The sequence below is a fragment of the Burkholderia sp. BC1 genome, from assembly GCF_052683555.1.
Genome location: NZ_JBQYLP010000011.1, coordinates 65,105 through 77,666, shown reverse-complemented (window position 1 = coordinate 77,666; position 12,562 = coordinate 65,105). Strand labels below are relative to the sequence as shown.

The following is a 12,562-nucleotide window of genomic DNA, read 5'->3' as shown; positions in this document are numbered from 1 at the left end:
CCATGTTTAATCGATCGATACGGAAAGCCACCGAAGCAGCGATTCGATCCGGATCGATCGACGTCAATTCATTCGAATCGACGTTGTGTGGGAAAGCACGCTGAACGATCGGCAAATTTCGGTTTGTCGACCATTTGTCTCAATTGATTTTCTCGATTCGATCGCGCCGTGTTTTCACGATTGAATCAAATACATGCGCTGTGGCGCGATGCGCGTGCGTCGTGCGCGCGCCGAGGCCCGCCGCACGGCGATTTGCGGTCCGGCCGTCGGCCTCGGGTTTTCCTTCGAGCGCACGCAAGCACGACGTCGCGCGCGCGTTGCAACCGGTTCACTTGCCGCGCGCGGCGTACCGCGTGGGATACGCAGACGTGCGCATCTCAAGTTTGAAACACTTGTTCCGACGACCGCGTGCGCGCGTCGCGCCAGCCGATTTCTCAGCCTTTTCCCGCCATTGCTTCGCTGCGCTTGACGATCGCGGGCGGCATGCGGCCGTTATTGCGATACATTCCTGAAACAAAAAGCGCCATTCCCGACGGCGCACGCGCGCATCGCGGCGAGCGGCCACGCGCAGCACCCGATGCCACAACGCATGGCACGCGGTTTGCGGTATGGGACGCACCGGCGAGCGGTCGACGCGACGCGACAAAGATGTGGGGCGACCAACTCGTCAATAAGCCAGTCGGGGAAACGGCGATGAAGACCAACAGCAGTAGCTTGATCCGCGCGATTCACGCGCAACAGTGGGGAAGTCGAAAAAATCGGGGTATTGCTCGCGGCGCGGTGCCAGCTTCGCGGGTCTCTGCTCGCCGATTCGACGGCATCCGCGTGCTCCGGTTCCTGGAGCGCTTGCCGCTCGCGGCGGCGCTCGAGCGCATCCGGTGTCGCGCTCCATTCCGCTCGCTCCGCAGCGCCGGCCCGTTCATTCCGAACGGCCCGATACCGTTCCGTATTCGACCGTGCCGCGCGATACCGATCGCGCCGCCCGCATGCCGGCGCCGGCCCGACTAGGCCGCACACCGCCGCACGCTTTTCCGGAACCCGTTTCGTCGATCGCTCAGGGAGAAACCATGCCGCCTGATCGCAATGGAGGACCGCGCGCGCCCGGCTGAACAGCGCGTTCCGGCACGGCCGGATTTCATCGTACCGATTCAGTTTCGCCCGTTTTCGATTCGCCTCGCACTGTCGCATTCCGGCAGTCGCCCGGACGATATTCGAAAAAGGCGGAATGGGGCAGTGCGCGCGATTAAAGGCGGCATGGATTAAGGCGTTTTCGAATTGGTTTTAATGTTCAGCAAACTCATCGAAAACACCTACTAACAATATTTGGACAACTGAATAACGTGAAACTACACTTCGGCTGACCAAAAATAGAGAAACAAATCGATTTAAAAGGATATGAATCCGGTTAATTAAAAAGTAATCCTGTTCGAAGGGATTGCTTGAAGCAGGGATGGTTGTCGGCGTGCGACCTTCCCTGCCTGTTCCGTCCACGCCGTTATGGAGTCGACCATGAAGAAGCTTCTGATTGCAGCAGCAGTTCTGGCGGTTTCGGGTGCAGCATTCGCAGGTGGCGGCACGGTCTCGAGCAGCAGCTCGTCGAGCGTCGGCGGCACGTCGGCCGGTGTCGTCGGGTTCGGCCACTTCACCGCGACCGATTCGGGCTCGGCGCTCGGCGCAGCCGGCGCAACCGCCGGCTATGGCGGCAGCAGCTCGATCTCGTACACGAACCACACGAATACGTCGACGGTCGGCGGCTATGGCTTCGGCGGCGCACAGGCCGGCGGCCAAAGCGGCGCGAATGCTGGCTCGATCGGCTGGACGACGTTCCACCACTAAGTCGCGGCGCGTAGCGTTCGTCATTGGCTGGTGGCAGCGAGTGCCGGTTTCGCCCGATGCGGGCGAGGCCGGCCCGCTACCGCCAAACTTCCTCACAGCAAGGAATTGCTATGAAAGCCAACGTCATTTTAGCGACAGCGCTCACCGCCATTTCATCGGTCGTATGGGCGGCCGGTTCGACGACCAATCAGACACAGTCCGTCGCGGCGGGCGTGTCGGGATCGGTGCTGGTCGGCTCCGGCAGCTATACGAGCAACTCGAATTCGGTAGCGGGCGCGAACGCAGGAAGTACCGTGACACCCGCCGGTTCCGCCGGCACGGCATCCGCCTTTCACAACTCGACCTCGACGGCCAGCGGTTCGGGCACGAACGGGGGCGCGTTTGCGGCAGGCGGCGGTATCGGTGCCGCAGGCTCGTACGGCGGAAACAGCAGCACGAATGTGAACGCGAATGCATTGTCGGGAGGGGTGACCGCCACGATCGTTCTCGGCGCAAACCACTACACGGCAACGGGGGCGAACGATCAGGGCAACGCGAACGGGTGGGCGGGGGCCGTTTCCGGTCCCGGCGGCTCGGGCACGATCGCGGGCTCGAATCACTTCAACTCGTCGACCGTGTGGAGTACCGGCCCGGCCGGCTCGCCGTCCGCCTCGGGCGGCAGTCAGGCAGGTTCAGGCGCGAACGCAGGCAGTCATTAGCAGGAGATGTGGGGGGACCAGTTTCGCAGTGACGCTGGTCTCTTTTCCCGCATTGTTGTCACGTTAGGTAAGGAGTTGGCATGAAGCACAAACGGATTGCCGCCGCTCTGATGCTCGCGTCTTTGACGGCGTATGGCGCTGACCGTGCTGCCGAGGACGTGCAATCGAATATGCAGACGTCAAACGACCTTGCCCAGACAACCAAACCGTCAGAACAACAAACGCTTTCGGCGGGCGGTGCCATCGGCGGACCGAATCCCCAGCAGTGGCAGGGGATGGCGGACGGCTCGTGGTCCCAGCTCGGCAGCGGCTGGAAACAGTTCGGGGAAGCGGGAAAAGCTGAAGTCATTCAGGGGAATTAGCACGGTTGCCTGGGTGGGAGGTCAATCCTCGTCCGGAGAGTGAAATGAACAGCAACAAGATCAAGGTGGCATGTGCGGCGTTGTTCGCGATGACCACGATCGGTACCCACGCGCAAACGGCCGACTCGAACTCGGGTTCGCAGTCGTCGAGCACGGCAACGGCGGTCAGCCTGGGTGGCGGCTCGAGCATCAGCACGAACAACAACACGAACAACAACACGACCACGTCGACTTCGCGCGGCGGCAATGCCACCAGCACGAGCGGGGTTCGCGGCAGCGGCAATTCGAACGTCCAGGTGAACGTGACGATGCCGTCCGCGTCGAGCGGCGGCCTGAATCAGCCGCAGGGCGTCAATACGCTCGCGTCGGCCGGCGCGCCGGGCACGAGTCCGTACAACACGCAGACGACCGAAAACGTCAATTATTCCGGCACGCAGACGATCAAGACCAACCCGGCGATCCAGGCACCGGGCCTCACGACCACGCTGTCCGACACCTGCATGGGTTCGGTGAGCGTCGGCGTGTCGTTCCCGGGATTCGGCGCGACGGGCGGCACGACGCTCGTCGACCAGGCCTGCGTGCGTCGTCTCGATGCGCGCGAATTCCGCGCGATGGGCCTGACCGACGTCGCGCTCGCGCTGCTCTGCCAGAGCGATGCGAACCGGCGCGCGGTCGAAGCGACCGGCCACCTGTGCCCGGGCACGACCGCGCCGCTCGCGCGCTCGAACGTCGCGCCGTCGGCGGAGGCGACCGTCGCCGACGACATCAAGTATCGCGATCCGCTCGTGCGCAGCCGGCTCGGCCTGCCGCCGCTCGATGCGGCCGTGCCGGCTGCGGCGGCGACGCGCCCGATCGCGACGAGCGCCGTGCAGAGTGCGCCGCTGTCGATGCCGATGCCCGCGCCGGCGCCCGCCGTCGCGAAGGCGGCGCAGGCCGCGGCGGCGATCCCGGCTGCCGTCGCACCGGCTGCGGCTGCGGTACCGTCCGCTGCGCAATCGGCGGCGAGCGCATTGCCGGCCGCCGCGGTCGTCGCGGCACCGGCCGTCGTCGAGAAGGCTGCGCCGGTTGCCGAGACGAAGGCGCCCGAGCCCGTGCCGGCCGCGACCGAGAAGGCCGCGCAAGCCGCGGCCGCGCCGGCCGTCGACACGAAGGCGCCGGAAGCCGCGCAGGCTGCAGCCGACACGACGCCGGCCGCCGCCGTCGTCGCCGCACCGGCCGCGCAAGCCGCCGCGCCGGCGGTCGATACGAAGACCGATGCCGCCGCGCAGCCGGCAGCCGAGCCGGCCGCCGCTCCGCAGGCGAGCGCTGCCGCACCGGCGGAACCGATGCCGGAAGCCGCCCAGCAGCCTGCGGCCGCCGACACGCCGGTCGCCGCCGAACCGGCCGCCGAACCGGCTGCCGCACCGGCGTCGCAGGCCGCCGATGTGCCGGCGCTCGCCGAGCCGGCGAAGGACGCCGTGCCGGCCGCGATCGACCAGGCCGCTCCGGCGGCGCCGGCCGCGCCGATGCCGACGGTGGTGTCGACGAGCACGTCGTCGTGAACGGCGGCCCGGCCCCGTGCGACCGGTACGCCGGCCGCGCGGGACCGGGCGCGCGACACGACGATCGCTGCGGTTTGACGGGTGTTGGTCCCATCCCCGAGGTCAACACCTCTTTTTGCCTGACGAGGATGCAAGGAGGCCTCAATCATGAGGATCTTTTTGGTCGCTCTGCTGCTGTACAGCGTGCAGGCCGCCGCACAGGCGGTATTTCAGAACCCCGCGGTCTTCGTGATTCTCAGCGAACAGACGCTCGCGAATGCGGCCAGCGTGCAGCAGGCGCTGACGACGCTCGGCCGGCCCGACAACACGGCCTGCGTGCCGATGATGATGGTCAGCGATCCGCAGGTGGTGTACATGGTGCCCGAGGCCGGTCATGCGCCGTCGTGGCAATCGCCGTCGTACGAGCGCGGCGTGCCGTTCGACGCGCAGCGCGGGCCGGTACCGACGGGCAAGACGGTCGGCGCGATGCAGCATGCGCAGGACATGCAGACGCAGCCGTGGGAGGACAGCAGCGCGCTCACGCAGAAGATCGCCGGCGACGCGAGCGTGAGCGCATCGAGCACGGTCAGCGAATGGCAGAGCAGCAAGCTGAACACGATCGAAACCGCGCGCGCGTCGGACGTGATCGTCAACGGCAAGACCTATCGCGCGTACCGCGACGATCTGAACCGTACCGCACCGCCCGTCGTCGAGCCGCAGATCTACACGCAGCGCGTGGTCTTCTGTCGATAACGCCCCCCATGATCCCAACGCGCGCCGGCATTGCGCGACGCGGCGACGCGACAGCGCGCCGTACCGCACCGGCGTAGCCGATTCCGCCTTGCGGCGAGGCCACCGTGAACAACCGTTGCCCGATCAGTTTCTCCGCCTCGCAGCACAGCGAGCCGCTCGTGTGCCCGCCGTCGTTCGCGGCGCTTCGGCGCAACCGCGTGCTGCCGGCGCGGCCGCTCGTCTATTTGTCGCCGCGCCCCGACGCCGCGCTCGTCGACTGTCTTGCGTCCAACGGATGGGACGTGTGGCACGCGAAAACCGTTGCGGACGCACTCAATTGCCTGCGCGGCAATCGGCTGTACGCGGGCATCGTCGATTTCGACGGGTTCGCCGCGCTCGACGTCGCCGCGTTCGAGGCGGTGCTGCGCGATCCGCGCGTGGGCTGGGTCGCGCTGGCCGGCGACGCGCGGCTGAAGGACGTCGCGTTGTGCCGGCTGATTCGTCAGTGCTGCTTCGACTACGTGCGCAACGCGAGCGCGTATACGACGATCGGCTATCTCGTCGGCCATGCGTACGGGATGCTGAAGCTCGCGGAAGTCGATCCGGACCGGCAGACCGACGCGCCGGGCGGCACGATGATCGGCGCGTGCGACGCGATGCGCCGGCTGTTCGCGACGATCCGCAAGGTCGCGAACACCGATGCGGCCGTGTTCGTCGCCGGCGAGTCGGGCACCGGCAAGGAGCTGACGGCCGCCGCGATCCACCAGCAATCGGCGCGCGCGCACGGGCCGTTCGTGCCGGTCAACTGCGCGGCGATTCCGCCGACGCTGTTGCAGGCCGAGCTGTTCGGCTACGAGCGCGGCGCGTTTACGGGTGCGCATCAGCGCAAGATGGGGCGCATCGAGGCCGCGCACGGCGGCACGCTGTTTCTCGACGAGATCGGCGACATGCCGTTCGAGAGCCAGGCGAGCCTGCTGCGCTTTCTGCAGCAGGGGACGATCGAGCGTCTCGGCGGCCATGCGTCGATTCCGGTCGACGTGCGGATCGTGTCGGCGACGCACGTCGATCTCGAAGCGGCGATGCAGGACGGGCGGTTCCGCGCGGATCTCTACTACCGGCTGTGCGTGATGCGGATCGACGAGCCGCCGCTGCGCGCACGCGGCCGCGACATCATGCTGCTCGCCGAGCACATGCTGCAGCGGTTTCGCGGCGACTGCGCGCACCGGATCCGCGGCTTCGCGCCGTGCGCGGTGGAGGCGATCTACAACTATGGCTGGCCTGGCAACGTGCGCGAGCTGATCAACCGGATCCGCTTCGCGATCGTGATGACGAACGGCGCGACGATCACGGCCGCCGATCTGGAGCTCGGCGCCTATACGTCGCAACGGCCGCCGACGCTTGCCGAAGCGCGCCGGCAGGCCGAGCGGCGCGCGATCGAAGAGACGCTGATGCGCCATCGCCACCAGCATGCGGACGTCGCGGCCGAACTCGGCGTGTCGCGTGCGACGCTGTACCGGCTGATGACCGCGCACGGGCTGCACGCGTAACGCGCGCTCGCGCAGGGCCGAGCAGCCCGAAGCAGCCCGAAGCAGCCCGAAGCAGGCCCAAGCAGGGCCGAAGTAGCCCCAACAGGCCCGCGCCGGCCCGCGGCCGCCGCGTTGCGCGGTGCCGCGCGTCACGCCGGCCGCGCGAACCCCGATTCGACCCAGCGCGTCGCGCTTGCCTTGTTCAGCGTGAACGCGGCCGACACCTTCGCATCGGCGAGCAGTTCGCCGTACGGATCGAACGCCTTCAGTTCCGCATACGGCTCGAGCTCGTCCGGCACGATGTCGAGCGTGACCGATACCTCGCTGTCGCCGGCCCACACCGTCACCTGCTTGTGCAGCATCGCGCGCCGCTGCTGTTCGTGCCGCATCAGCACTTCGGTCGCCGTCTTCACGAGCGTGCGGAACGCGGCCGCGTCCATCGGCTTCGGGTTCTTCTTGTCGCGGCCCATCGTCCACGGGCCGACGAGTGCGGGCTCGGCCTCGCCGTCCTTGATCATTTCGACGGCCCAGCCGTCGTCGTCTTCGTTCTTGATGATGCGGGCCGTCCAGCCGTTGTCGCGCCAGAGGCCGTCTTCGTGGATGCGGGTGTCGTCGGTGGGGAGATCGGAATCGGTCATGAGTCGGGCGGCATGGACGGGCGGCGCGGCGGGCGAGCGGCGCATGCGCCGTTCGCGTGCCGCCGCTGCCCGGAATCGCAGAGCGTATGCAAAGGCCGCAATTTTACCCGTCGATCCGCCGGCTCGCGCGGCGAAGCGCGCGACGTCGGCCGTCCGGCCAATGCGCGCGATCGCAGTCCGAGCGTTTCGGCGCGGATTTCAAACTCGTATTACGTTTCGGCGCGCCGTTCGAGCGGCTGTCCGATTCCGGATGCGGATACCGCTTCATAGAATGTCTGCAGGCTAAATATCGCCTGACTCGACATTCACCGGCAACCCGGCCGGCCGCGCGGTCGATCCGCGCGGCCGGCGAACCAGATGGAAAGGGCATGAGGAAATTCAGCGTTCGCACCGTTTTCGCATACGACTGGCCACTGGCGCTCGTCGGGATGGAGCATGTCGTGGCCGCCGGCTGCGCGATCGAACTCGTTGCCGCCTACCCGACGGCGGCCGAGCTCGTCGCGGCGTTCGACACCATCGACTGTCACGTGCTGCTCGTCGACTATTCGCTGCGCGGCGACGGGCGCATCGAAGGGCTCGCGCTGCTCGAACGGCTGACGCGCGTGCGGCCCGAGGTCGGGATCGTCGCGCTCGTGCGCAACGAGAGCCCGGTCATCCTGCGTTCGATCCTCGCGCACGGCGCGACGAGCGTCGTCAGCAAGGGCGACGACGTCGGGCACATCGTCACCGCGGTTCATTCCGCCTACAGCGGCGGGCGCTATCTGTCGCCGCTCGTGCGGCGCGCGCTCGACGCGGGCGGCAGCGAGCCCGCGCCGGCGAAGCTGTCGTCGCGCGAGGTCGAGGTGATCCGGCTCTTTCTGAGCGGCATTCCGATCAAGGCGATCGCGCAGCGGCTGAACAAGGGCAAGCAGACGGTCAGCGCGCAGAAGATCAGCGCGATGAAGAAGCTTGGCGCGCATAACGACGTCGAGCTGATCCGCTATGCGGCAGGGCTGGGGCTCGGCGGCACGGCGCTCGACGCCACCGTGCCGCGCGTGCGCGGTGCGGCGCGCGCCGACGATTGATGCCGGGCGTGCGCACGGCGGCTCGCACGATGCCGCCACGCGCCGTATCGGCGCGGCACGCGCGCGCCCGGGCTCGCCGCGACGATCGCGCAGCGCCCGCGGCGCCGCTCAGGCCGGCAGCGCGAACCGCGTGACGGCGTCGCGCAGCGCTTCGGCCTGATCGCGCAGCGAGTGCGCGGCGGCCGCCGCCTGTTCGACGAGCGCCGCGTTCTGTTGCGTGACCTGATCCATTTCGCCGACCGCGCGATTGACCTGCTCGATGCCCGCGCTCTGTTCGCGCGACGCGTGGCTGATCTCGTCGAGAATCTCATTGACGCGGCGCACCGACTGCACGATCTCGGCCATCGTCTCGCCCGCGTGCGTGACGAGCGTTGCGCCTTGCTCGACCGTCTCGTTCGACGACACGATCAGCGACTTGATTTCCTTCGCGGCCGTCGCCGAGCGCTGCGCGAGCGAGCGCACTTCGGCGGCGACCACCGCGAACCCGCGTCCCTGTTCGCCGGCACGCGCGGCTTCGACCGCCGCGTTCAGCGCGAGGATGTTGGTCTGGAACGCGATGCCGTCGATCACGCCGATGATGTCGCCGATCTTGTGCGAGCGGTCGGTGATTTCGTTCATCGTGCGCACGACGTCGTCGACCACGGCGCTGCCGCGCGTCGCGACCTGCGCCGCCTGATCGGCGAGCGATGCGGCCTGCGCGGCGCTTTCCGCGTTCTGCTTCACGTTGGCCGTCATCTGGTCCATGCTCGATGCGGTCTGCACGAGCGCGGCCGCCTGTTCCTCGGTGCGCTGCGACAGGTCCGTGTTGCCCGACGCGATTTCGCTCGCGCCGACGTTGATGTTCTCGGTGCCGGCGCGCACGCGCGACACCATGTCGATCAGCCCGCTTTGCATCGTGTGCAGCGCGTGCAGCAGGCTGCCGCGATCGTCGCGCTTCACGTCGACGTGTGCGGTCAGATCGCCCTGCGCGATGCGGCGCGCGGTGTCGACCGCCACTTCGAGCTCGCCGCCGAGGTTCGCGCGCACGCTGCGCAGCACGAGCACCATCACCGTGGTCGCGATCGCGCCGAGCACGGCCGTCATCCCGAACCAGCGGCCGATGCTCGCGAGCACGGCCGAGCGCACGTCGTCCATGTACATGCCGGTCACGAGATACCAGTCCCACGGCGCGAAACGCTGGACCGCGCTCGTCTTGTCCTGCGGCTTGTCGGCGCCCGGCTTCGGCCACAGATATTCGACGAAGCCTTTGCCGCCGGCCGCATTGCCGACTTTCACGATCTCGACGAACAGGTGCTTGCCGTTCGGATCGGCGAAGTTCGACACGTCCTTGCCGTTCAGCTCGGTCTTGATCGGATGCATGACGATCACCGGCTTCGAATCGTTGATCGAGATGTAGCCGTCGCTGCCGTAGCGCATCGCGGCGATCGCTTCGAGCGCCTTCTGCTTCGCATCGGCTTCCGGCATCGCGTTCTGCTGCGACAGCTTGTAGTAATGATCGGCCACGCTCGTCGCCTGCGCGACGAGCGACGCGAGTTGCTCGCGACGGTCGTCGATCATCGAGGCGCGCGTCTGCCATGCACCGAGCCCGGCGATGACGAGCAGGCCGAGCCACAGGATGACGATCATCGAAGCCAGTTTCTGATTGAGGGTGAGAGTGCGCATGGTGGTTGGGTCGGTCGGTCGAACGGGGCGTGCCGCAACGGCGTGACGGGATGAGTCTTTTGACGGCGCGCGGCGGCCGCCGGCGTAGGCGGGAAATCCCTTAGAGCGACCGATGCCGGCGCCGGCGGTGCGGGCATCTATGCATATACATAAGGTGCGTCGCTATACTGTCGGGCGATGGCGTCGCGCGGGCGGCCCGGGCGGGCGGCGGCGCGGCGTCGAATGAAGCCGAAAGGAGGCAGCGATGCGAATTCTGGTGGTAGGGGCCGGCGCGGTCGGCGGATATTTCGGCGGCCGGCTCGCGGCGGCGGGGCGCGACGTCACGTTTCTCGTGCGCGAGAAACGCGCGGCCGCGCTCGCGCGCGACGGGCTCGTGATCCGCAGCCCGCGCGGCGACCTGACGCTGCGCGACGTGCAGACCGTGCGCGCGGGCGATAGCGCTGCACCGTTCGATCTGGTGCTGCTCAGCTGCAAGGCCTACAGCCTCGACGATGCGATCGCGTCGTTCGCGCCGTTCGTCGGACCGTCGACGCTGATCCTGCCGATGCTCAACGGGATGCGCCATCTCGACGTGCTGCGCGAGCGGTTCGGCGCGGCGCGCGTGCTCGGCGGGCTGTGCGTGATCGCGGCGACGCTCGACCGCGAGCAGCACATCGTGCATCTGAACGATACGCACGGGCTGTCGTTCGGCGAGACGGGCGGCGGCGATTCGCCGCGCATGCAGGTGCTGGCCGACGTGCTCGGCAGCGCCGGCTTCGACGCGACGCTGAGCGACAACATCGTCGCGCGGATGTGGGACAAGTGGGTGTTCCTCGCGACGCTGGCCGCGAGCACGTCGCTGTTCCGCGGCGCGGTCGGCGACATCCTGTCGGCGCCTGACGGCCGCCGTCTGCTCGAAACGATGCTCGACGAATGCAGTGCGATCGCGGCGCACAACGGCTATCGGCCGGAGCCGGCCGCGATCGCGCGGATGCAGCAGATGGTGCTGACGCCGTCGCCGCTCACCGCATCGATGCTGCGCGACATCGAGAACCGCGCGCGCGTCGAGGCCGACCACGTGATCGGCGATCTGCTTGCGCGCCGCGATCCGGACGCGGGCGATGCGCTGTCGCTGCTGCGGATCGCGTACAACCATCTGAAGACCTACGAGGCGCGCGTCGCGCGCGAGCGGGCCGCCGCGTAACGGGCGTGCCGGGGTGCGGGCGGGGCGGCGGCGCCTCGCGCACGCCGTTCCGCACTGCACAAATTTGCGCAACGACGCCGTTTACGGTCCGAAAGCGCAAAAAAGTATCGAAAATCGGGCGTAAAGTTGGTGGAGCCGCGTGCGCGATCGACCTACATTGCTTCCCATGCGACCGGTCGGCGCGCCGCGCGAGACGGACGGCAGACGAACGTGCTGCCGGCAGGCCGGTCGACGAGACATGGGAATGGAGACGCCAAGATGATGCACCCCGATCTGGAAGTGGTCGACGTGCGACGCGACGAGTCGTTCAAGGTGTGGTCGCACGGTTATCCGTACCGCACGATCCGATGGCACTTCCATCCCGAATTCGAACTGCACCTGATCGTCGCGACACGCGGCAAGTATTTCGTCGGCGATCACATCGGCTCGTTCGAGCCTGGCCATCTCGTGTTGCTCGGCCCGAACCTGCCGCACAACTGGGTCAGCGACATGGCCGAAGGCGAAACCGTCGAGCGCCGCAATCTGGTGATCCAGTTCGACCAGTCGTTCGTGGACCGCTGCATCGACGCGTTTCCCGAATGCCGCGACGCGCAGACGCTGCTCGACGAAGCGCGGCGCGGCGTCGGCTTCGACGAGGCGACGAGCGCCGCGATCGCGCCGCTGTTCGACGAACTGCTGGGCGCGCGCGGAATGCGCCGCATCGCGCTGTTCATGACGATCCTCGAGCGGCTCTGCGCGGCGGCCGAGCGCACGCTGCTCGCGAGCCCAGCCTACGACCAGACGCACGTGACGCCGACGCGCCTGAGCCACGCGCTGTCGTATATCGGCAAGAACCTCGCGTCCGACCTGCGCGAATCCGATCTCGCGCAGTTGACCGGGCAGAGCGTCAGCGCGTTCTCGCGCGCGTTCCATCGCCACACCGGCATGCCCTTCGTCCAATACGTGAACCGGCTGCGGATCGAGGCCGCGTGCCAGATGCTGCTCGACGACCGCGCGAACATCACCGACATCTGCTTCCAAGCCGGCTTCAACAACGTGTCGAACTTCAACCGCCAGTTCCGCGCGGTGAAGGGGATGGCGCCGTCCGAATTCCGCGCGCTGCAGCGGCTGAACGCGCGCAGCCGCCAACTCGCGCTGCATGCGGCGCCGACCGGCAACCCGATGCCGCCGCGCGTCGTCACGCCGGGCGCGTCCGGTTTCGCCGCGCATCCCGGATGATCGCCGCGTCGGCGCCCGCCTGACGCCTTTCCGCCGTTTTACCGAACCGTTCGCGTCGTCGCTCGATGCGCGCGGTTCGCTTGTCCGCGAAAAATCGACGTCGCGGTTTTGCACAAGACCGGA

The 12,562-nt window shown here is 67.7% G+C and carries 12 protein-coding genes; 10 read left to right on the top strand and 2 right to left on the bottom strand.

Annotation, left to right across the window (positions count from 1 at the left end; translation table 11 throughout):
• Positions 1-693: 693 nt before the first annotated feature.
• From ACSHSS_RS07965 to ACSHSS_RS07935, 7 genes are all read left to right on the top strand, one after another.
• A complete protein-coding gene (locus ACSHSS_RS07965) occupies positions 694-1,008 on the top strand; it encodes a hypothetical protein (RefSeq protein ID WP_123789555.1) in 315 nt (104 codons plus the stop codon).
• A 501-nt stretch (positions 1,009-1,509) separates the two neighbouring features.
• Positions 1,510-1,836: a hypothetical protein gene (locus ACSHSS_RS07960; protein WP_006396622.1), complete on the top strand. Its 327-nt coding sequence runs from the start codon at positions 1,510-1,512 to the stop codon at positions 1,834-1,836.
• 110 nt (positions 1,837-1,946) lie between these two features.
• A complete protein-coding gene (locus ACSHSS_RS07955; RefSeq protein WP_006396623.1) occupies positions 1,947-2,534 on the top strand; it encodes a hypothetical protein in 588 nt (195 codons plus the stop codon).
• A gap of 80 nt (positions 2,535-2,614) precedes the next feature.
• The gene (locus tag ACSHSS_RS07950; RefSeq protein WP_012468004.1) at positions 2,615-2,896 is read left to right on the top strand and encodes a hypothetical protein; all 282 of its coding nucleotides are present in this window, start codon (positions 2,615-2,617) and stop codon (positions 2,894-2,896) included.
• Between the two features lie 44 nt (positions 2,897-2,940).
• Positions 2,941-4,437 (top strand): chemotaxis protein CheA, encoded by a 1,497-nt coding sequence (locus ACSHSS_RS07945; protein ID WP_445544809.1) that lies wholly within the window; start codon positions 2,941-2,943, stop codon positions 4,435-4,437.
• A gap of 147 nt (positions 4,438-4,584) precedes the next feature.
• Positions 4,585-5,169 (top strand): hypothetical protein, encoded by a 585-nt coding sequence (locus ACSHSS_RS07940; protein WP_445544808.1) that lies wholly within the window; start codon positions 4,585-4,587, stop codon positions 5,167-5,169.
• Between the two features lie 104 nt (positions 5,170-5,273).
• The gene (locus ACSHSS_RS07935) at positions 5,274-6,695 is read left to right on the top strand and encodes a sigma 54-interacting transcriptional regulator (RefSeq protein ID WP_445544807.1); all 1,422 of its coding nucleotides are present in this window, start codon (positions 5,274-5,276) and stop codon (positions 6,693-6,695) included.
• A gap of 128 nt (positions 6,696-6,823) precedes the next feature.
• On the opposite strand, the gene ACSHSS_RS07930 is transcribed toward ACSHSS_RS07935, so the two are convergent.
• Positions 6,824-7,312 carry a hypothetical protein gene (locus ACSHSS_RS07930; RefSeq protein ID WP_035956120.1) on the bottom strand — a complete coding sequence of 163 codons (489 nt, stop codon included), beginning with the start codon at positions 7,310-7,312 and terminating at the stop codon, positions 6,824-6,826.
• 368 nt (positions 7,313-7,680) lie between these two features.
• On the opposite strand from ACSHSS_RS07930, the gene ACSHSS_RS07925 reads away from it, so the two are divergent.
• On the top strand, positions 7,681-8,376 hold the full coding sequence (locus tag ACSHSS_RS07925) for a response regulator transcription factor (protein WP_006416212.1): 696 nt from the start codon (positions 7,681-7,683) through the stop codon (positions 8,374-8,376).
• 108 nt (positions 8,377-8,484) lie between these two features.
• Here the strand turns inward: ACSHSS_RS07925 and ACSHSS_RS07920 are convergent, their stop codons facing one another.
• Complete coding sequence (locus tag ACSHSS_RS07920) at positions 8,485-10,038, bottom strand: methyl-accepting chemotaxis protein (RefSeq protein WP_043281792.1); 1,554 nt, start codon at positions 10,036-10,038, stop codon at positions 8,485-8,487.
• A gap of 244 nt (positions 10,039-10,282) precedes the next feature.
• Between ACSHSS_RS07920 and panE the strand changes: the two genes are divergently transcribed.
• Both panE and ACSHSS_RS07910 read left to right on the top strand, forming a co-directional pair.
• A complete protein-coding gene (panE, locus tag ACSHSS_RS07915) occupies positions 10,283-11,221 on the top strand; it encodes a 2-dehydropantoate 2-reductase (protein WP_445544806.1) in 939 nt (312 codons plus the stop codon).
• A gap of 258 nt (positions 11,222-11,479) precedes the next feature.
• Positions 11,480-12,439, top strand: a complete 960-nt coding sequence (locus ACSHSS_RS07910) for an AraC family transcriptional regulator (RefSeq protein ID WP_445544805.1) — start codon at positions 11,480-11,482, stop codon at positions 12,437-12,439.
• The last annotated feature ends 123 nt before the right edge of the window (positions 12,440-12,562 follow it).

Bases quoted from the DNA above. Each gene is read 5' to 3' on its own strand.
- ACSHSS_RS07945 (WP_445544809.1), top strand. From the start codon at position 2,941: ATGAACAGCAACAAGATCAAGGTGGCATGTGCGGCGTTGTTCGCGATG.
- ACSHSS_RS07920 (WP_043281792.1), bottom strand. From the start codon at position 10,038: ATGCGCACTCTCACCCTCAATCAGAAACTGGCTTCGATGATCGTCATC.
- ACSHSS_RS07940 (WP_445544808.1), top strand. From the start codon at position 4,585: ATGAGGATCTTTTTGGTCGCTCTGCTGCTGTACAGCGTGCAGGCCGCC.
- ACSHSS_RS07955 (WP_006396623.1), top strand. From the start codon at position 1,947: ATGAAAGCCAACGTCATTTTAGCGACAGCGCTCACCGCCATTTCATCG.
- ACSHSS_RS07960 (WP_006396622.1), top strand. From the start codon at position 1,510: ATGAAGAAGCTTCTGATTGCAGCAGCAGTTCTGGCGGTTTCGGGTGCA.
- ACSHSS_RS07910 (WP_445544805.1), top strand. From the start codon at position 11,480: ATGATGCACCCCGATCTGGAAGTGGTCGACGTGCGACGCGACGAGTCG.
- ACSHSS_RS07965 (WP_123789555.1), top strand. From the start codon at position 694: ATGAAGACCAACAGCAGTAGCTTGATCCGCGCGATTCACGCGCAACAG.
- ACSHSS_RS07925 (WP_006416212.1), top strand. From the start codon at position 7,681: ATGAGGAAATTCAGCGTTCGCACCGTTTTCGCATACGACTGGCCACTG.
- ACSHSS_RS07950 (WP_012468004.1), top strand. From the start codon at position 2,615: ATGAAGCACAAACGGATTGCCGCCGCTCTGATGCTCGCGTCTTTGACG.
- ACSHSS_RS07930 (WP_035956120.1), bottom strand. From the start codon at position 7,312: ATGACCGATTCCGATCTCCCCACCGACGACACCCGCATCCACGAAGAC.
- panE (WP_445544806.1), top strand. From the start codon at position 10,283: ATGCGAATTCTGGTGGTAGGGGCCGGCGCGGTCGGCGGATATTTCGGC.